Genomic DNA, 19,427 nt, shown 5'->3' with positions numbered 1-19,427 from the left:
GCTACCGTATATCCTTATGATGCGCTTGCCAAAGGGGAAATCGCCTGCCTGCAAATGTGGCAAACATGGCGATTTGGCAACAGGATATTGGGGTATGGGTTCAATTTGCACCAGTCTTTGCCGTTTCGGTCATCGGTTGAAAACAGTCGAGCGTGAGGATTTGAACATGGCCAACAGGTTCTGTACGGTGTGCGCCAGTACCGCAATTGGATGCAAGACCCTATGAAAACGAACTTTCTGGCCGCGACGCTCTTTGCGATTTGGGCCTTGTTGTTGGCATTTCCGGCCAGTGTCATGGCGCAAACCTCGCTGATACCGGGTTATAGTTCGGGCACGGTGTCCGAGGATAATTCGACAGAAGACAGCGATCTGGCTGACGCGATCCGTACCGCCACCGAGGCCGGTGCCAGCGTCATTGTCATAGACAGTTCGGGCAATCTGGTCTCGTCCGCGGGCGAGCAGCCCGAAGCAGAACCAGCTGATGCTGACCCCATGGCCGAGTCCTCGCAACTTATGAGGACGCAGGAGCGTTTCTCGAAGTTCCGCGCGTCGGTTCAGTCGCGCCTTGAGGCGTTGCCCTATTCGGTGTTCGAAGTCGAGTATGTCCTGCGTCAAACCAGCCCGGACGGCCGTATCCAGACCTATGTCGAGGTTCTGGGCTGGAACATCCTCTTCCTGTTGTTGGGGCGTTGGCTGTCGACCGAGATTTACGGCAAACGGTTCGCCAAACGCTGGGTTGTGGCCCGGATCAAGGAAAACCCGCGAGGCTATCGCGAGAAGATGCCGTTTCTTGTCTATCGGTTTGTAATGGGGATTGGCGGCACGATCTTTGCCATGTTGATGGCGTTGATCGTGGGCTATCTGTTCTTTGGCGAGGCTGAAGATATCTCGATCCAGTTTACCGTGACCGCAATTTTCACGGCCTTTTTCCTGTCCCGCACGATTTCGGATCTGTGGCGGATGGTTCTGTCACCCTATCTGAGCCAATATCGCCTGCCACCCTTTTCCGACCGCCACGCCAAGCGGTTGTATATCTGGGCCTCGGCGGTGGCGACCTATGACGTATCGGTCGTTCTGTTTTCGACCTGGGTGGCGGATTTCGGTCTGAACTACAACGTGTACGCTTTGGTTTATGGGTGCCTGACCCTGTTTGGCGCGCTGTTGAATATCCTGATGATCCTGTTCAATGCGGGGGCCATTTCGAACGCGATCCGAGGCGGCCGCGCGCCCGGTCAGGTGTCCTGGATCTTGCGCTCTATCTCCTATGCCTGGGCGCCGGTCCTGATTGTGTACATCGCCTTCAGCTGGTGCAAACTGGCTGTGGATCTTGTGCTGGAGAATGACAATTCGATCCCGATTGTTGCCAGCAGCTATGCGATCTTCATGTCGGTTGTCGTGGCCTATGGCGCGATGAATTATCTGTTGGAGCGCTATTTTGACCGCAACCGCCAGATCGAGCGGATCAATGCCGAGGCAGAGATCGAGCAAATAGCGCCCTCGCCCGAGGCGGCGCAGCGCAAACATGCCATTCTGACATTCGAGGATCTGGCCCGCCGGGTGGCTGGCATTCTGGCATTTGTCGTGGGCAGCTACGCGCTGGTGGTGATCTGGAACCCCGAGGCAAGCTGGAGCGAGGATTTGCCCGTAGGCCGGGCGCTGGATGTGATGGTGATCCTGTTCATCGGTTATATCCTGTTCAATTTCTTCCGCATCTGGATCGACACCAAGATTGCCGATGAAGTGGCCGATAGTGGCGACGAGGCCGAACTGGGCGATGAAGGCGGTGAAGGCGGGCAAAGCCGTCTGGCCACGTTGCTGCCGCTGTTCCGGGGGGCCATTCTGGCCGTTGTTGTCGTGACCATCGTGCTGATCGCGCTGATGGAGCTGGGGATCAATGTCAGCCCGCTGTTTGCTGGTGCTGGCGTTGTTGGTCTGGCGGTTGGTTTTGGCTCGCAAACTCTGGTGCGGGACATCTTTTCCGGCGCGTTCTTCCTGATGGATGATGCGTTCCGCAAGGGGGAGTATATCGACATCGGCGATGTGAAAGGGACGGTCGAGAAGATCTCGGTCCGGTCATTCCAGCTGCGCCACCATCTGGGCGCGCTGAACACCATTCCCTTTGGCGAGATCAAGGTTCTGACCAACTATTCGCGTGACTGGGTGATCATGAAGCTGCCTCTGCGCGTGACCTATGACACGGACGTTGAAAAGGTGCGCAAGTTGATCAAGAAACTGGGTCAGGAGTTGCTGAGTGATCCGGTGATCGGTGACAATTTCATCCAGCCGCTGAAGTCGCAGGGTGTGATCGAGATGCAGGATTCGGCGATGATCATCCGGGTCAAGTTCATGACCAAGCCGGGTGATCAGTGGTTGGTGCGCAAGAAGGTCTATCAGGACATCCGAGAGCTGTTTGCCCGCGAAGGCATCAAGTTTGCCCATCGCGAGGTGACCGTTCGCCTAGCCGATGGTAAAGAGGCCGAAGACCTGACGCCGAAACAGCGCGAGGCGGTGACGGGCGCGGTTCAGGCCGCGATTGACGAGGACTATCTGGACGATATCGGACCGGGTGGCGACGACCGCTAGGGCGCTCTCCCGCCGCTTTGGGCTGCGTCTCTGACGAGACGCCTTCCAAAGCGTTGGGCCAGGCCGCGCGTGCCGCGCGGCGGTGGGCGCATCAGGGCCAGGTTGGGTTCGATGTGCCCAGTCGGGGGGCGGGCAGGTCCCACCTCATCGCTGTTTGACCAATGGTCAGTGCCGATTTCAGGCGATGGCCGACCCCCCATCCGGACTGTTCCGTTTCATCGCCATAGTCGGGTTGCTTAGCCTCGATCCTGTCTTGCCCTGCGTCGGTTTTGCCAAGAATGGCCAGCAACTCGGCGGTGCGTGCCAACGACAGATGGGCGTGCATGATCGAGTTCCCCGATGCTGCCTCGGCCAGTGCCGAGAGAACGGCTGCTGCCATCAGATATCCGGTCGCGTGATCCAGAGCCTGAACCGGCAATGGGGTGGGTTTGTCGGCCTTTGCCCATTCCATCCCGGCATGCGCGATGCCCGCGCTCATCTGAACCAGACTGTCGAAACCTCGGCGTGTGGCCCAAGGGCCCTGCCAGCCATAGGCGTCCAGAGTGACCTCGATCCGGTTGGGGGCAAGCTCGTCGCGTTTCGCTCTGCCAATCCCCAGGGCCTCAAGCGCGCCGGGGCGGTAGCCGTGGATGAATACATCTGCTTGTGACAACAGGTCTTGCAGTTGGGTCAGGCCTTCGGTCGACTTCAGATCCAGATAGGCGCAGCGTTTGCCCAGCGAGATGTCGGGGATCACGCCGGGTTCATCCCAGTCAGGAGGGTCGATGCGCAATACATCTGCTCCGAATCCTGCCAGTGTGCGGGTTGAGACAGGACCAGCCAGAACGCGGGTCAGGTCGAGGACGCGCAGGCCGGCAAGCGGGCGTTCGGCTGTTGCAGCCGGCCGATCTTGCAGAGTGATCTGCCGAGGGTTCTGCCAACTGATCAGCGGGTCGCGGGCAACGGCGCGGCCTTGCGGGTGGTCCAGCCAATCGGCGCGGCTGCGCATGGCGGCTGCGACGCCGCCCTCGGCCACAACGGCGCTTTCGAGGTCAGCGACTGCCCAGCTGCGCAGGGCCTGAGATACGGCTTCGCGGTCGGCTTCTGAACCCAGAACCTTCAGGGCGGCAGCGCGGTGGTGGGGCAGGTTGGTGTGCAACCTGATCCAACCGTCAGACGCGCGGTAGTCGCCTGCGATGGCGTCCCACAGGTTAGGCATTTCCCAGCCATCGGGCTTGAAGGAATAGCGATACCAGAGCGAAGCGAGGCGATGATCTACCGTGATCTCTGGCACGGTTGATGACAGGTTTGCGGCGGCCATGAAGCGGGCCAGCTCCTGACCAACGGCTGCAAAGCTGGCTGTTGCCAGCTCGGAGACGGCAAAGGCGCTGGGTAGGGATCCCTCGCCGGTGGTGCGATAGCTGTCGGCCGCCGGAAGGGAGGACAGCAGGCTCATTGCTGATAGGGGTCCAGACTGTCGCGCAAACCGTCACCAAGAAAGTTGAAGGCCAGAACGACGACGATGATGGGCAGCATCGGAATGGCCGTCCATGGGTAGATCTCGATCGAGGCGAGGTTCTGCGCATCGTTCAGCATCACGCCCCAACTGACCGCAGGCGCGCGCAGGCCGAGGCCGAGGAAGGACAGCGCCGTTTCCCCGAGGATCATTGCGGGAATCGACAAGGTGGCCGAGGCGATCAGATGCGACATGAAGTTCGGCAACAGGTGCTTGCGGATGACCCGGCTCGAACTTGCGCCCATCATCTCAGCCGCGCGGACATATTCCTCTTCCCTCAGGGACAGGAACTTGGCGCGAACGGAACGGGCGAGGCCGGGCCAGTCGAGAATGCCGAGGATGATCGAGATGATGAAGAAGACTGCGACGGGGCTCCAGTTTGAGGGCACGGCGGCGGACAAGGCGAGCCAGAGCGGCAGTTCAGGTAGGGATCGCAGGACTTCGATCACGCGGTTGATGCTCCAGTCGATCCGCCCTCCGAAATACCCGGCCATAGAGCCGAAGAGGATGCCAAGGAAGAACGATACCGAAATGCCGATCAGACCGACGGTCAGCGACAACTGCGCGCCATAGAGGATGCGGCTGAAGATATCGCGGCCCAGCCGGTCCGAGCCCCAGAGGAACAGTGTCGCGCCATCAGGGGCACAGAACAGATGCGTGTCAGAGGGGATGAATCCGGCCAAGCGATACTCGGACCCTTCACAGAAGAACTTGATCGGACGAGGATCCTCGGTGTCGGGAATGAACTTCCACTGGAAGGTCTCAAGATCCGCTTCGGCCGTGATGGGGTAGACATATGGACCGACGAACTCGCCCTCGTGGAACCAGTTGATCGACTGGGGCGGGGCGTAGAGGTGCTCTCCGTTCCGGTCATTGGGGCCATAGGGGGCGATGAATCCTGCAAATGGCAGCATCAGGTAGCACAACAGCAGAAAGACGCCCGAAATCAGGCCCAGCTTGTGCGTACGGAACTTACGCCAGACCAGCACCCAGTTCGGGGCGTCCAGATCGGCGCGCTCAAGCTGTTGGACCGAGGCCTGCGGATCGAACGGGGCGTCGTCAACATAGCGATCGTCAGGGCGTTGGGTCATGCGTCTCGCCCCTCATACCGAATGCGCGGGTCGAGCAGGACCAGCAGGATGTCCGAGATCATGGTGCCGATCAGGGTCAGCAGTGCCACGAACATCAAAATGAACGCCGACAGAAACTGATCCTGCGTTTTCAGCGCCGTCAGCAGGGTCGGGCCAATGGTTTGCAGGCCCAACACCACCGACACCAGAACCGAGCCGGACACCATCGAGGGCAGCAGGTTGCCAATGTCGGCGACGAACGGGTTGAAGGCCACGCGCAACGGGTATTTGGTTAGCATCCGCGACGGGGCCATGCCCTTGGCAACGGCTGTCTCAACATAAGGCTTGCCCAGTTCGTCCAGCATGTTCGCGCGCAGGCGCTGCATCATCGCCGACGCGCCCGAGGTGCCGATGACGAAGGTAGGCACGATCAGGTGGACAAGGATGGATTTCAGCTTGTCCCAGCTCATCGGTTCGCCTTCGAATTTGGGGTCCATCAGGCCACCGATGGGCAGGTTGAAATATTGGTGTCCATAGTAGAACAGGATCAGCGCCAGCAGAAAGTTCGGCGTGGCCAGACCCAGATAGCCGACAAAGGCCGAGGTATAGTCGATCCACGTCCGCGACCGCGCGGCGGCGATCACACCCAGCGGCAGGGCGACGGCGTAGACGAACAGGATCGCCGCCAGATTGACCACAACCGTCAGCCAGAGCGTGTCGCCCACAATATCCGAGACAGGGCGGTCAAACTCGAACGACCAGCCGTAATTGCCTTGGATCAGGCCGTCGAACCCATGAGGACCGGGCCAGAACCCCATCCAGATCAGGTATTGCTCCCACATGGGGCGGTCCAATGCGTATTCGGCCCGCAGAAACTCGGCCTTGGCGACACCAGCGGATTGGCCTGAGGCCTGAAGCTCGGCGATCTGATTGCTCAGGTAGTCGCCGGGCGGCAGGTTGATGATGACAAAAACAAGAACCGAGACCACCAAAAGGGTCAGCAGCATCGTGAAGAAGCGATAAACCGCATAGCGCAGCATGATCATTTAGCTGCTCCTGCTCAGTCGACCAAAAAGAACTCATCCGGGCGATGCACGCCGAAATGTGCGCCGGGTTCCCACGCCCACATGGCCCGCTCGGGGACATTGCGCATACGGTTCGAGACGACAATGGGCTGCGGCGCGCCGTTCAGAATACCGATGGCGTATAGCTGGTCGGCGTGGATATCCAGCATCTCGGTCCAGACGGCAGCGCGCTGTTCATCTGTGGCGGCGATTTCCCAGTCATGGGCCAAGGTCATCAGGCGCTCAGCCTCGGGCATGTCGGGGGCCTCACCCACTTCGCCGCCGGTCTGATAATACTGCCCCCATTTTGGCCAGGCGAGGAACACCTGATCCGTCGGGGCCAGATAGGCAGGCGAGGTGTGGATTTGCGGCAGACCGTCATCCCAGCCGAACCAGACCGAGGCCATGGTGTTGCCCGCAAACACCCGGTTGCGCAGGATATCGCGGTCCAGTGGGCGCATCACCAGATCGACGCCAATCTCGCGCCAGGTGTCGGTGACGATCTGCAGGGCATTTTCGACCTCCTGCCGCTCACCGGCGGTTTCGATGATCAACTCCATCGGGCGGCCATCGGGCAGCAGGCGAATGCCGTTCTTGTCGCGCTCGGCCAGCCCGGCCTCATCCAGCAGGGCGTTCGCCATATCGGGATCATACTGGGCCCAGGCCTGCGCGTTTTCCTCGCTGTAGAAGGGAGAGGCAGGCAGAACTGCCATCGCGCCCGGTTTTGCCAGTTTGAAATAGAGCGCCTGATTGATGGTCTTGCGATCAATCCCCAAAGACAGGGCGCGGCGCACACGCGCGTCTCGCATCACGTCTCGCCAAACCTCATCCGCGTAGTTCAGGTTCGGATAGATCGCGATTTGCGAGGCCGCACCGGTTTCCCACAGCAGCGTCTTGTAGTCGCCAACCGCCTCACCCTTTTTCAGGATCGAAGCATCCCGGAACGCCAGACCACGCCCTTGCAGGTCGGTCTCACCCGCATTGGTTTTGGCGGCCACCAATCCGGGGGCCACAATCTCCATCTCGACCACGTCGATATAGGGCAATTGCACCCCTTTGGAGTCGATGCGGTGGTAATACGGGTTGCGGACGAAGTTGTGGCGGATTTTCTTGCCCGAGCTTGCGTTCAGCCAGGGCTGAAGCGTGGGCAGCTTGTGGTTGTCGAACTTGTAGAGGTTGTCGAGTTTGTTGTGCAGGGCGGCCCAGCTTTTGACGCGGGCATCATCGACCTGCGCGGCCAGATCCTCGGGGTCGACATAGTTCTCGTGAAATTGTTTCAGAAAACCCGACGGGCGGTAGATGAAAGGCGGGCGGGCCTGTGCCAGCGTTTGCAGGAAATCCGGGTTCGGATCATCCCATTCGTAGATTACTGTCGTCTCGTCCGGGAACGAGACGGTTGGGGCCTTGCCCTCGACGATCAGAAAATCAGGTGGTCCGGAGGGGCTGAGTAGCTCGTTATTGGCGACATCTTCCCACCAATACCGAAAATCCTCGGATGTAAACGGCGAGCCATCGGACCATTTATGCCCTTCGCGCAAATGCAGGATGAATTTGCGGTTCCCGTCATTGTCAACCGAGGCCAAAATGTCGGGCACGATACTATAGGTCTCATCAAACCCAACCAGTCGGGCGTAGCCGTAGACAACCATCTGGCGGATATCCTTGGACCGGGTCACCATGGTCCGCATCGTGCCGCCGGGGGTGCCGAATTCACGGCCCTTCGCGGCCAAATCCACCACCAGCGGGTCTTTGGGCAGACGGTCCGCGACCGGGGGCAGATCGCCCGCGTTCACCTCATCCGACCAAAAGCCGCTTTCTTGCAGGACGGGCAGATCGGCCAGCGCGGGCAGCGTCCAGCCAAAGGCCAGCGTGGCGGCCAGCATCAGAGGGCGAGTGGTCTTAAACATGGCAACGTACCTTATGGCCCGGTTCCAATTCCACCAGCGAAGGTATCACGGTGTCCGAGAAACGAAAGGCCTCATCCCAACTGTCCGGCGCGCCGGCACCCAGAGAGACCATTTGCAGGTCAATCGGGCGGTTAATGTCGGGTTCTGGTTGAGCGGCAATCAACGCCTTGGTGTAAGGATGGCGCGGATTGTAGAAGAGTGTTTCGGGAGGGGCTTGTTCGACAATCAGCCCCCGACGCATCACGGCGACTTCGTCAGCGATACGGGCGACTACGGCAAGGTCGTGTGAGATGAAGAAATAAGACAGGTTCAGGCTGTCCTGCAGGTTCTCCAACAGTGTCAGGATTTGTTCCTGAACCGAGACATCCAGCGCCGAGGTCGGCTCGTCACAGACAATCAACTGCGGGTCCAGCATCATGGCGCGCGCGATAGAAAGGCGCTGCCTCTGTCCGCCGGAAAACGCATGCGGATAGCGTTTCAGCATGTCCGAGTTCAGCCCCACGCGTTGCAGCATCTCGGCGGCCTTGTCGCGTTGTTCCGAGATCGAACCGATGCGGTGAATTTCCAGCGGCTCAGTCATCGCATCCTGTATTCGCATCCGCGGACTGAGTGAGCTGTAGGGGTCCTGAAACACCATCTGCGCCTTGCGTTGAAACGCGGTGCGCTGGGCGCGGGTCATCTGGTGAACCGGGATAGGGTCTTCGCCCTGTGCGGTGCAAAACAGAACCTCTCCGCCGGGGTCGGGAAGCTCGGCACCAAGGGCGATCCGGGCGGCCGTTGTCTTGCCTGAGCCGCTTTCGCCGACAATCGCCAACGTCTTGCCACGTGCAAGTTTCAGGTCGACACCACGGCAGGCATGGATTTGCTTGTCGGCCTGCCAGCCCTTGCTGGAGCGCATCGTATAGGTCTTTGAGACCCCTTTCATATGCAGGATCAGGTCCTCGTCGGGCATCGGCAACCCGACGGCGTCCTGATCGGGAATGGCCGGGGCCGCATCGAACAACTGTTTGGTATAGGGATGCGCGGGGGCGGTCAGAATGGGGGCGGCGGGGCCTGACTCCATCACGCGACCCTTGTGCATGACGACGACTTGTTCAGCCATATTCGCCACCACACCCAGATCATGTGTAACAAGGATCAGTGCCATACCGGTTTCGCGCTGAAGTTCCTTGATCAGCCCCAGAACCTGCGCCTGCGTGGTCACGTCCAGCGCAGTGGTCGGCTCATCTGCGATCAGCAGTTCAGGTTTGGACACCATCGCCATGGCGATCATGGCGCGCTGGCGCATACCGCCAGACATCTCGAAGGGATAAGAGTCATAGGCCCGCTGCGGGTCGGGAAAGCCCACGCGTTCAAATTGGGTTAGAACTTCCTTGCGGGCCTGCGCTTCGGACGCGCCGCGATGCAGCCAGAGGACCTCGCTGACCTGATTGCCGATCTTGTGTAGTGGCGACAAAGATCGCATCGGCTCCTGAAAGATCATCGAGACGCGGTTGCCGCGAATGCTGCGCATCTCCCGCTCATTGATTCGCGTCAGATCGGCCTTGCCCTTGGAATCGTTCAGAATAATCGAGCCGCTGCGAATCTGCGCTACGCGCGGTAGGATACGCAACACGGCCCGGCAGGAGATTGTTTTGCCCGAGCCCGACTCACCCACCAAAGCAAGTGTCTGTCCGGCCTCCACATCGAAATTCACGTCTCGCACGACTGAATCTGCCGTGCCGAAACCGATGCTGAGATCCCTGACGGACAACAACGCAGTCATTCGGGTTTTCCACCCGTTTGGCCGTAGATGAGCATCGGCTTTTCAGTCTCCCCGTTTTTTGACTTACTGTCGCGCGGTTTCACGCGACTCGTCAAACCCGTTCTTAGGCTGAAATGTCGCGGGAATGTGAAACTTTCGCAACTACAACTACACAAACAGTTGAGTTTTTGCCATCAAGTTCGTGACCAGCAACAATTGAGCTGGCGTTGATTATCAAAGAGAGAATCCCCTGTGTCCGAAAACCAAAGCCGACTGGATCTGTTTATTGACCGCATGGTGTCGCAGCGCGCCTGCCTTGATTTTGCAATCGAACAGACAAATGGCATGTCGGGGCCGGTGTTTGAACTGGGTCTGGGCAATGGTCGAACTTACCACCACATGATCCAGTACATCCAAAATCGCCCGGTATTTGTCTTTGAACGCGCGGTGGCGTCACACCCCGACTCGACCCCGCCCGAGGACAAGGTGATTTTGGGCGACGTGCGCGACACTCTGCCAGCATCAGTGGATCGGTTCGGTGCGGCGGCCAGCCTGATTCATGCGGATCTGGGCGGGCACAACCGCACAAAAAACGATGCCTTTGCGCGGCTTGTTTCGCCTTTGATTGAACCGCTTCTGGCACCCGGTGGACTGATGGTGTCCAGCGACCGGATGTATTTCGATACGCTGACTGAATTGCCGTTGCCAGCGGGCGCGGTTGAAGGGCGCTGTTTTATCTACCGGAGATGACGCCTCAGGCGTCGCCGAGGTACCACGAAAAGGCCGGGCAAACCGGAGGGACGCAATGCAAGCTATCCTGACGCTGAACGCGGGAAGTTCGACCATCAAATTCGGTGTCTATCGCGCCGACGCTGAGCCCGAGTTGCTGTGGCACGGGCAGGTGGACAATCTGGGACCGGTCGCCCAATTGCAGGTGAAAGGCGACGGCTTGGACGAATCGCGCGATATCGGGCCAGCGGACCATGCGGCTGGGGTTTCGGCGATCTTGCTGGCCATTGAGCCTCTGCTGCGATCGAATCCAATCACTGGTGTAGGCCACCGCATTGTCCATGGCGGGCAGACCTTCGAAGGGCCCACGGTTCTGGATGATCATGTGCTGGCCCAACTTGAAACGCTCTCGTCACTGGCGCCGTTGCATCAGCCGCACAATCTGGCGGCTGTCCGCGCTGCGCGAACGGCTTTCCCGGACGCGAAGCAAATCGGGTGTTTTGATACCTCCTTTCATGTCGGCCATCCGTTTGTGAACGATGCCTTCGCCATTCCGCGCCGTTTTTATGAGAAGGGCGTTCGGCGCTATGGGTTCCACGGACTGTCCTACGACTATATCACCGGCAAGATGGCTGAGGATTTCCCGGATCTCGCAGCAGGCCGGGTGGTGATCGCGCATCTGGGCAACGGAGCGTCGATGTGCGCTGTGGCCAATGGCAAGAGTATCGGCTCAACCATGGGCTTTTCGGCGCTCGATGGGCTGCCGATGGGGACCCGATGTGGTCAGCTTGATCCCGGCGTGTTGCTCTATCTGATGGAGCAAGGTCACTCTGCCGAGGCGATCACGCATATCCTCTACAAGAAAAGTGGCCTGCTTGGCCTCAGCGGGATCAGCCACGATATGCGCACATTGCTGGACAGTGATGACCCGCATGCACGTGAGGCGATAGACTATTATGTCTTCCGGATCAGGCGGGAACTGGGCGCGATGGCGGCGGTTCTGGGTGGGGTAGATGCGGTCGTGTTCTGCGGCGGCATCGGTGAAAACGCTGCGCCTGTTCGGCAAAGTGTGCTGGATGGGATGGGATTTCTCAACATCCATCTGGATGCCGAGGCCAACGCCCAAAACGCGACGGTGATATCAGACGGCGGTATACCGGTGCTTGTGATACCGACCGACGAAGAACGGGTGATCGCACGGGCGGTCGCCACGGCCTTGACCTAAACACCAGAGGGAAAACGGATGATCTTTTACGACTGCGCCACTGCTCCGAACCCGCGCCGCGCGCGTATGTTCATTGCCGAGAAGGGCCTGGAGATCGAAACCCGGCAAATCTCGATCGCAAAAGGAGAGCAGTTGAGCGATGCTTTTCGCGCCGTTAACCCTCGGGCCACGATCCCTGTGCTGGTGACCGACGAAGGCACGGTTCTGACCGAGAACCTTGGGATTGCGGCGTATCTTGAGGCGCAGAGCCCGGAACCCCCGTTGATGGGCAGGACGCCGGATGAAAAGGGCCGTGTTCTGATGTGGAACGCAATCGCCGAGCAGCAAGGCGGCATGCCCATCGCCGAGGCCCTGCGCAACGGTCACCCAGCTTTCAAGGACCGCCCCATTCCGGGGCCTGAAAACTATCCGCAAATCCCCGAACTTGCGCAACGGGGTCGCGACAGGGTGGTGGCGTTCTTCGATTTGCTCGAGGACCAATTGCAGGGTAGCCCGTTTTTGGCGGGCGAGAATTTCAGCCTCGCCGATATCACCGGGTTCGTCTTTGTCGATTTCGCCCGTGTGATCAAAATGCGTATCCCGGAAGCAAATACCGCGACTCAAGCCTGGTTCGACACGATCAAGTCCCGACCTAGCGCCAGCCTTTAAAAGGCGCCTGAATTGGCCGCATCCAGCTAGCGCCCGACACTGTACAGAAATGTCTAGACAGAAGTGAACAGTGCCTCTAGCGTTGCACCCGAGTCGTGCAGCGGAGGGCAGGATGAAATCTCAGTATCGCGTAGTGGTCATCGGGGGCGGTGTCGTTGGGGCCTCGGTCCTGTATCATCTGGCCAAGTTCGGCTGGTCGGATGTGGTCATGTTGGAGCGGCGAAGGCTGGCCTCCGGCTCGTCCTGGCACGCGGCGGGCGGTGTTCACGCGCTGAACGCCGATCCGAACATGGCGGCGCTGCAATCCTATACCATTGACCTGCTCAGCGAGATCGAGAAAGAGTCGGGCCAGAATATCGGTATGCACATGACCGGTGGACTTACGCTGGCGGGCACTCCTGAACGATGGGAATGGTTGCAGGCCAACTATCGTATCTTCCAATCCATCGGCATTGACGATTGCGAATTGCTGTCCCCGGAAGAGGCGCAGCGCCGCTGCCCGATCATGTCCACCGACGGTGTGCTGGGCGCCATGTGGGCGGACCGCGAAGGTTACATCGACACAACCGGTACTGTGCAGGCCTACGCAACGGCGGCGAAGAAACGCGGTGCCGAGTATTATGAGGAAACAAAGGTCGAAAGCCTGACGCAGACTGCGGATGGTTGGGAAGTTGTGACCGACAAGGGCACCATCACCTGCGAACATGTGGTCAACGCCGCCGGTCTATGGGCCAAGCAGGTGGGGCGCATGGCCGGAGTGGAGCTGCCCGTTTCGCCGCTGAAACATCATTACCTGATCACCGACACCGTGCCCGAAGTGGCTGAGGCCGATTTTGAGATGCCGATGGTCGTGGACCTCGAAGGTTTCACATACATGCGACAGGACCAGAAGGGTGTTCTGGTTGGCATCTACGAGGTCGATCATGAACATTGGGCCATGGACGGCGCGCCGTGGAATTATGGCGAGGAACTGTTTCAGGAACAGCTGGACCGCATCGAGAACGAATTGACGCTGGGCTTTGAACGTTACCCGTCGATCCAGAACGTGGGCATCAAGACATGGGTCAACGGCGCGTTCACCTTCTCGCCCGACGGGAACCCTCTGGTCGGTCCGGTTCCGGGCAAGCGTGGCTATTGGTCGGCCTGCGCCGTGATGGCAGGTTTCCTGCAAGGTGGCGGTGTCGGCAAGACGCTGGCCGAGTGGATGATCCATGGCGAGCCCGAGGCAGACGCGTGGTCAATGGACGTTGCCCGCTATGGCGATTTTGCGCAGAACAAACGCTATATCCGCGAAACCACGGGCCAGTTCTATTCCCGCCGTTTTGTGATGACCTATCCCAACGAACAACTGCCTGCCGGTCGTCCGCTGAAAATGGCCCCCGCGCATGACGCCATGACCGAGGCCGGGTGCAAATGGGGTGTCAGCTGGGACCTTGAGGTACCGCTGTATTTCGCGCCGAAAGGGTTTGAGGAAACACCGACGCTCAAGCGCTCGAACGCGCATGATATTGTGGCCGAGGAATGCAAGACCATCCGCGAAGGCGTCGGCCTGATGGATATATCGGGCTTTTCCCGGTTCGAGGTGACGGGTCCGAATGCTGAGGCCTGGCTGGACAAGGTCATGGCCTCGAAATTGCCTGCGCCAGGGCGCGCTAAGCTGGCGCCGATGCTGGGCGAGGACGGGCGGCTGAAGGGCGACCTGACCGTGCTCAACTGGGGAGATGGCACCTGGTGGATCATGGGCAGCTACTATTTGCGCGCGTGGCATATGCGCTGGTTCGATGACCACATGATGGACGGCGTGACCGTCCGTGATCTGGGCGAAGAATACTGCGGGTTCGCCGTGGTTGGCCCCAAGTCGCAGGCGGTGGTCGAGAAACTGGCGGAACAGGATATCTCGGGACTGAAATTCATGGGATGCGGTGATTTCGACATTGGCCTTGTTCGTGCCCGCGTCGCCCGCATGTCGGTGACGGGCGAGAAGGGCTATGAGATCAATTGCCGTTACGGCGATCACATCAAACTGCGCCGGCTGTTGCTGGAAGCCGGGGCAGAAGAAGGCATTCGGGAATGCGGTTTCAACGCGATGGGATCAACCCGGCTTGAGAAAAGCTTTGGCATCTGGACGGCAGAGTTCACCCAAGCTTACACGCCGGGCATGACCGGCATGGATCGCTGGATCGACTGGGACAAGGACTTCGTCGGCAAAGAGGCCGCGCTGGCCGAACGCGACGGCAATGGCCCGGCACAGATTCAGGTCACGCTCGAGGTTGATGCCGAAGATGCCGACGCCAGCGGGTACGAGCCGATCTGGTCCAATGGCGAACGCGTCGGCTTTGTCACCTCGGGCGGCTACGGGCACTACACGGGCAAGTCTCTGGCGATGGCGCTGATCAATCGCGACAAGGCCGAACCGGGAACGGAACTGAGCGTGCATGTGGTCGGTGTGGAACGGCCTGCGCGCGTGGTTGCACCGTCTCCTTACGATCCACAGGGCAAGGCGATGAGGGGCTGATGGTGATCTCAAAAACGTCCGAACGTGGTCGGAGACGGCGCGGGCGGGGTGCAGATGCCGCCCCACCGCCCTCGCGCGATGTGAACTACCGCCAGCTGCGCAACCCGTTCCCGCAGATGGAGGTGTTCCCCGAAGATCAGATCGCGGACATGCACGAGACGGCGCTGCGTATGTTGCAGGAACTTGGTGTGAAAGTCCTGCTGCCCGAAGCGCGTCGCATTTTTGCCAAGGCAGGTGCGCGCGTGGATGAAGACAACCAGATGGTCTTTATCGGGCGCGATGTGGTCGAGGCCGCGGTGGCCTCGGCCCCCAAATCCATCGCCTGCCGTGCCGGGGCGAGAGAGCGCGACTTTACCCTCGAACTGGGTTCGCTTGTGTTTCAACCCGGTGCAGGTGCTCCGAACGCAACCGATCTGGAACGGGGCAGGCGCCCGGCGTCGGGTCAGGATTACATCGAGTTTCTGAAGCTGACGCATCACTTTGACGTCTTCCAGATGATTTCGCCTCAGGTCGAGCCGCAGGATGTTCCGACCCACGTGCGCCATTATTTCACAACGCAGGCGCAGATGGAGTTGACGGACAAGTTTCCTTTCTTCTTTTCGCGCGGCACCCCGCAGGTGTTGGACAGCTTTGAGATGCTGTCTATCGGGCGGGGTCTTTCGGATGATGAATTCCGCGGAAACGCGCATTGTTATACGATCATCAACACCAACAGCCCGCGCACGCTGGATATCCCGATGGCGCAAGGCCTGATCGACTTTGCGCGTCATGGTCAGATGTCGATCGTCACGCCGTTCACCCTGATGGGGGCGATGGCCCCGATCACGGTCGCGGGGGCCATCACGCTTTCCCATGCCGAGGCTCTGGCGGCAGTGACCCTGACGCAATTGACGAACCCCGGCGCGCCGGTCTGCTATGGAACCTTCACCAGCAATGTCGACATGAAATCCGGTGCCCCGGCCTTTGGGACACCATCGCATTTTCAGGCCTCGTTGGCGGCGGGCCAATTGGCACGGTTCCTTGGTCTACCTTGGCGGTCGGCGGCGGGGTCGGCTTCGAACATCAACGACGTGCAGGCCGCGAATGAGAACCAGTTTGGCCTCTGGGGCTGTTTGATGGCCGGGGCGACGGTGATCATCCACTCGGCAGGCTGGCTCGAAGGCGGGTTGAGCGTGTCGTTTGAGAAGATGATCTGCGACGCCGAAGTGCTGAACATGGTGGCCGAGCTATGTGCAGGCGCGCAGGCCGGACAGGCCGAGATCGGCTTTGACACCGCCCTGAGTGAGGTTGACCCCAGCGGGCATTTCTTTGCCTCGTCCCAGACGATGGAGCGCTACAATACCGAATTCTACCAGCCGCATGTCCACGACTACGCCAATTTCGGAACCTGGGCCGAGCGTGGATCTGTCGATGCCAATCACCGTGCAACGGGTGTTTGGAAAAGCATCCTGAGCGATTTCAAACCGCCCGCAGGCGATAGCGATCGTCTGGGCGCCTTGCAGGATTTCATCGCCAAGCGAACTGCCGAAGGCGGCGCGCCGCCGGAGAGTTAAATGAGCACCAAACCGATCCTGCACCGTGATGACCCCAAGGCCGAGCCACTGGTCGGCAATATTAAAGTCACGCGGGATGATTGGCTGAATGTGGCGATGGACGTGCTGATCTCGGACGGGGTAGATCAGATCAAGGTCATGAACCTGGCGGAGCGCATGGCTGTGTCCCGCTCGTCTTTCTATTGGTACTTCAAATCGCGGCAGGAGCTTCTTGATGCGTTGCTGGCGCGGTGGCAGGCAACCAATACGGCGGCGTTGATCGCGCAGGCCGAGGCCCCGGCCGAGACAATTACCAGCGCGGTTTGCAACGTGCAGCGATGCGTGGTGAACACCGATCTGTTCGATACGGCACTGGATTTTGCCATCCGGGACTGGGCCCGCAAATCGGGCAAGGTGCGAAATGCACTGGATCAGTCGGACACGCGCCGCCTTAGGGCGCTGCATGCGATGTTTGCGCGGTATGGCTATTCGGACATCGAGGCCGAAACCCGGGCGCGTGTCCTTTACTATATGCAGATCGGGTATGATCTGGCGCAGCTGAATGAGCCGATGGAAACGCGGCTGTCGTTGGTGCCTCACTACCTGCATGCTTTCACAGGGGTTCAGCCTCAGGCTGAGGAAATTGAAGAGTTTCGCGCCTATTCAAAGCGCTATTGGGAGGGAAAGACAGAATGAGCCAACCAGATGCAATCATAATCGGGACAGGTGTCATTGGCGCGGCCATCGCGTTCGAGATGGCCAAGGCAGGTTGGAAAACCCTTTCGCTGGACCGCAATACGCAGGTTGGCCATGGCTCGACCGCGGGGTCCTGTGCGATCATTCGTATGCACTATTCGACGTTTGATGGCACGGCTTTCGCGTGGGAGGGCTATCACTATTGGCGCGATTGGGCCGCGTATCTGGGCCTGCCCGCAGATGCCAATCTGGCGCAGTTCCGCGAGACCGGGTGCCTGGTGATGAAAACAGATGCCAACGGGATGCTGGAAAAGCACATGGAAAACAGTGCGGATCTGGATTGCCCGTTCGAGGAATGGTCGCCCGAGACTGTTACCGAACGCCTGCCGGTCTATTCTCAGGACAGTTTCGCCCCTGCCCGCCGGATGGACGACCCGGAGTTCGGACAACCAAATGGGCGCAAGATGCAGGGCGGGGTGTTCTGGCCTCAGGCAGGCTATGTCACCGATCCGGCGCTTTCGGCGCAGAACCTGATGGATGCGGCGATCCAGAGCGGGGCCGAGCTGCGCACCGGGGCCGAGGTCGTCGAAATCCTGATCGAGGACGGGCGCGCAGCGGGTGTCAAACTGGCCTCGGGTGAAGAGATACGCGCCAAGGTCGTGGTGAACGTGGCCGGGCCGGGATCGGCTATTGTCAACGGCATGGCGGGCGTTCTGGACGACATGACCATTGAAACCCGCCCCTTGCGGCAAGAAGTGGTCCATGTTCCCGCGCCTGAGGGGTTCGATTTCGAAAACAACGGGACCATCGTCTCGGACAGTGACATCGCCTGCTACTGCCGCCCCGAGCATGGCAACCATATCCTCGTGGGGTCCGAGGACCCTGAATGCGATCCGCATCAATGGTGCGAGGATGACAAGGCATACAACCGCGACTTCACCGACCAGTGGACGACGCAAGCGATGCGATACGCACAGCGGGTGCCGAGCCTTGGTATTCCGTCCAAAACGCGGGGCGTTGTTGACCTTTATGATGCGTCGACCGACTGGATTCCGATCTACGACAAATCCAGCCTGCCGGGGTTCTACATGGCCTGTGGCACCAGCGGGAACCAATATAAAAACGCGCCGATTGCGGGCAAGATGATGACGGCTCTGATCGAGTATTGCGAAGGTGGCGCCGATCACGATGCCCAGCCTTTGCAGTTTGAACTGCCTTATATCAAGCGCGTGATTGATGTGGGCTTCTATTCGCGCAATCGTCCGATCAATGAAGAAAGCAGTTTTTCGGTCCTGGGATAGACGATCCAAAAATTGGCCCTGACATCACGTAAGTGCGAGAAAGAACAGATACGTGATGGATCAGATGCCAAACAACGCCCTGATCCTTGGCAGCGCGCCGTTTGCGGTGGCTGCCCGGGATCGCGGAAGACGCGACACTACGATACGGAAACCGCTGATCCGCTGCCGCTCAGGGGTGTCGCATGGTGCGTTTGTCGGTACGTGAAAGCGGGTTGCCTTATCCGCCACGGAACAGGGCGAGAATGGAAGGCGACCTGATGCCGTTGACTTGCCGATTGCATGACGTGCTGGAGACCGAAGCGTGCCTTTGGATGTCCGTCTGCCAGATCGTGCAATTGAACGGTATCGCCAGATGGCTCAGGGGACGAAAGTAATCCAGGCCCAAACCATCGCAATGTAAGTCAGGCTGTGCATCAGCTGGTCCAGACCAGTTGCCCGCCAGAACGCGGCCTGATTGGGCTGCAGCTTTTTCTTGTCTGAATAGCTCGCCTTGGCGAAATCAATGTTGAAATGGATGATCCATTCCAAGGCCGAGATGATCACGATAAAGCTGATCGGTGCGCCAAAGAGCAAAAAAATAAGGGCCGAGCCCACAACATGCACCCCTGCATGCTGTGCGCGTCCCAAATGAAAATACTCGCCACGCCCAGCCAACATCTTGGGCGTCTGAAGATAGAAATCCGCGAACATATGTTTGATCTGCAACAAGCAGAGCAACAGCAACACGGCACCATAGCTTTCGGGCAAACGTATCCTCCCGATATCGTTCTAAAGGGAACTCTAGGCGCTAAAATGCGCATAGGCAAATGAACTAGTTCACACATGCGCAAGGATTGGCGCGTTGTCGGAAACTATTTGCCTAGCAAAGCAAGATGACTGTAAATTCAGGCTGTTAAATTTCCGCGCATCGTTTCGAAA

General features: G+C 59.4%; 14 protein-coding genes. 8 read left to right on the top strand and 6 right to left on the bottom strand.

Annotated elements, in window-relative coordinates; translation table 11 throughout:
- Positions 1-222 precede the first annotated feature (222 nt).
- Positions 223-2,583 (top strand): mechanosensitive ion channel domain-containing protein, encoded by a 2,361-nt coding sequence (locus tag AC2FD8_RS14190; RefSeq protein ID WP_496856874.1) that lies wholly within the window; start codon positions 223-225, stop codon positions 2,581-2,583.
- A 91-nt stretch (positions 2,584-2,674) separates the two neighbouring features.
- Here the strand turns inward: AC2FD8_RS14190 and AC2FD8_RS14185 are convergent, their stop codons facing one another.
- The 5 genes from AC2FD8_RS14185 to AC2FD8_RS14165 are packed head-to-tail and all read right to left on the bottom strand — an operon-like array spanning position 2,675 to position 9,884.
- Complete coding sequence (locus AC2FD8_RS14185) at positions 2,675-4,018, bottom strand: CoA transferase (RefSeq protein WP_496856876.1); 1,344 nt, start codon at positions 4,016-4,018, stop codon at positions 2,675-2,677.
- Complete coding sequence (locus AC2FD8_RS14180) at positions 4,015-5,169, bottom strand: ABC transporter permease (RefSeq protein ID WP_496856878.1); 1,155 nt, start codon at positions 5,167-5,169, stop codon at positions 4,015-4,017. Before AC2FD8_RS14180 ends, AC2FD8_RS14185 begins: the two co-directional genes overlap by 4 nt.
- A complete protein-coding gene (locus tag AC2FD8_RS14175; RefSeq protein WP_496856880.1) occupies positions 5,166-6,194 on the bottom strand; it encodes an ABC transporter permease in 1,029 nt (342 codons plus the stop codon). The genes AC2FD8_RS14180 and AC2FD8_RS14175 overlap by 4 nt, the downstream gene beginning before the upstream one ends.
- A gap of 14 nt (positions 6,195-6,208) precedes the next feature.
- Positions 6,209-8,119 carry an ABC transporter substrate-binding protein gene (locus AC2FD8_RS14170; protein ID WP_496856882.1) on the bottom strand — a complete coding sequence of 637 codons (1,911 nt, stop codon included), beginning with the start codon at positions 8,117-8,119 and terminating at the stop codon, positions 6,209-6,211.
- Positions 8,112-9,884 (bottom strand): ABC transporter ATP-binding protein, encoded by a 1,773-nt coding sequence (locus AC2FD8_RS14165; RefSeq protein ID WP_496856884.1) that lies wholly within the window; start codon positions 9,882-9,884, stop codon positions 8,112-8,114. The genes AC2FD8_RS14170 and AC2FD8_RS14165 overlap by 8 nt, the downstream gene beginning before the upstream one ends.
- 231 nt (positions 9,885-10,115) lie before the next feature.
- Here AC2FD8_RS14165 and AC2FD8_RS14160 point away from each other — a divergent pair, with 231 nt between their 5' ends.
- The 7 genes from AC2FD8_RS14160 (at position 10,116) to AC2FD8_RS14130 (ending at position 18,509) form a co-directional block, all read left to right on the top strand.
- Positions 10,116-10,613 carry a class I SAM-dependent methyltransferase gene (locus tag AC2FD8_RS14160; RefSeq protein WP_496856885.1) on the top strand — a complete coding sequence of 166 codons (498 nt, stop codon included), beginning with the start codon at positions 10,116-10,118 and terminating at the stop codon, positions 10,611-10,613.
- Positions 10,614-10,668: 55 nt separating this feature from the next.
- Positions 10,669-11,817, top strand: a complete 1,149-nt coding sequence (locus AC2FD8_RS14155; RefSeq protein WP_496856887.1) for an acetate/propionate family kinase — start codon at positions 10,669-10,671, stop codon at positions 11,815-11,817.
- Between the two features lie 18 nt (positions 11,818-11,835).
- Complete coding sequence (locus tag AC2FD8_RS14150; RefSeq protein ID WP_496856889.1) at positions 11,836-12,465, top strand: glutathione S-transferase family protein; 630 nt, start codon at positions 11,836-11,838, stop codon at positions 12,463-12,465.
- 112 nt (positions 12,466-12,577) lie between these two features.
- Positions 12,578-14,980, top strand: a complete 2,403-nt coding sequence (locus tag AC2FD8_RS14145; RefSeq protein ID WP_496856890.1) for a GcvT family protein — start codon at positions 12,578-12,580, stop codon at positions 14,978-14,980.
- Entirely contained in the window at positions 14,980-16,533 is a 1,554-nt protein-coding gene (locus tag AC2FD8_RS14140) for a trimethylamine methyltransferase family protein (protein WP_496856892.1), read from the top strand. The genes AC2FD8_RS14145 and AC2FD8_RS14140 overlap by 1 nt, the downstream gene beginning before the upstream one ends.
- Positions 16,534-17,208, top strand: a complete 675-nt coding sequence (locus tag AC2FD8_RS14135) for a TetR/AcrR family transcriptional regulator (RefSeq protein ID WP_496856893.1) — start codon at positions 16,534-16,536, stop codon at positions 17,206-17,208.
- Entirely contained in the window at positions 17,205-18,509 is a 1,305-nt protein-coding gene (locus AC2FD8_RS14130) for an NAD(P)/FAD-dependent oxidoreductase (RefSeq protein WP_496856894.1), read from the top strand. The genes AC2FD8_RS14135 and AC2FD8_RS14130 overlap by 4 nt, the downstream gene beginning before the upstream one ends.
- A 357-nt stretch (positions 18,510-18,866) precedes the next feature.
- Here the strand turns inward: AC2FD8_RS14130 and AC2FD8_RS14125 are convergent, their stop codons facing one another.
- Positions 18,867-19,256, bottom strand: a complete 390-nt coding sequence (locus tag AC2FD8_RS14125) for a DUF3307 domain-containing protein (RefSeq protein ID WP_496856895.1) — start codon at positions 19,254-19,256, stop codon at positions 18,867-18,869.
- Positions 19,257-19,427 lie beyond the last annotated feature (171 nt).

The organism is Ruegeria sp. YTSC192, assembly GCF_059609705.1.
The sequence above is the reverse complement of the archived record's forward strand: the minus strand, read 5'-3'. Positions and strand labels throughout refer to the sequence as shown.

Bases quoted from the DNA above. Each gene is read 5' to 3' on its own strand.
- AC2FD8_RS14130 (WP_496856894.1), top strand. From the start codon at position 17,205: ATGAGCCAACCAGATGCAATCATAATCGGGACAGGTGTCATTGGCGCG.
- AC2FD8_RS14175 (WP_496856880.1), bottom strand. From the start codon at position 6,194: ATGATCATGCTGCGCTATGCGGTTTATCGCTTCTTCACGATGCTGCTG.
- AC2FD8_RS14140 (WP_496856892.1), top strand. From the start codon at position 14,980: ATGGTGATCTCAAAAACGTCCGAACGTGGTCGGAGACGGCGCGGGCGG.
- AC2FD8_RS14155 (WP_496856887.1), top strand. From the start codon at position 10,669: ATGCAAGCTATCCTGACGCTGAACGCGGGAAGTTCGACCATCAAATTC.
- AC2FD8_RS14145 (WP_496856890.1), top strand. From the start codon at position 12,578: ATGAAATCTCAGTATCGCGTAGTGGTCATCGGGGGCGGTGTCGTTGGG.
- AC2FD8_RS14190 (WP_496856874.1), top strand. From the start codon at position 223: ATGAAAACGAACTTTCTGGCCGCGACGCTCTTTGCGATTTGGGCCTTG.
- AC2FD8_RS14180 (WP_496856878.1), bottom strand. From the start codon at position 5,169: ATGACCCAACGCCCTGACGATCGCTATGTTGACGACGCCCCGTTCGAT.
- AC2FD8_RS14135 (WP_496856893.1), top strand. From the start codon at position 16,534: ATGAGCACCAAACCGATCCTGCACCGTGATGACCCCAAGGCCGAGCCA.
- AC2FD8_RS14150 (WP_496856889.1), top strand. From the start codon at position 11,836: ATGATCTTTTACGACTGCGCCACTGCTCCGAACCCGCGCCGCGCGCGT.
- AC2FD8_RS14170 (WP_496856882.1), bottom strand. From the start codon at position 8,119: ATGTTTAAGACCACTCGCCCTCTGATGCTGGCCGCCACGCTGGCCTTT.
- AC2FD8_RS14165 (WP_496856884.1), bottom strand. From the start codon at position 9,884: ATGACTGCGTTGTTGTCCGTCAGGGATCTCAGCATCGGTTTCGGCACG.
- AC2FD8_RS14185 (WP_496856876.1), bottom strand. From the start codon at position 4,018: ATGAGCCTGCTGTCCTCCCTTCCGGCGGCCGACAGCTATCGCACCACC.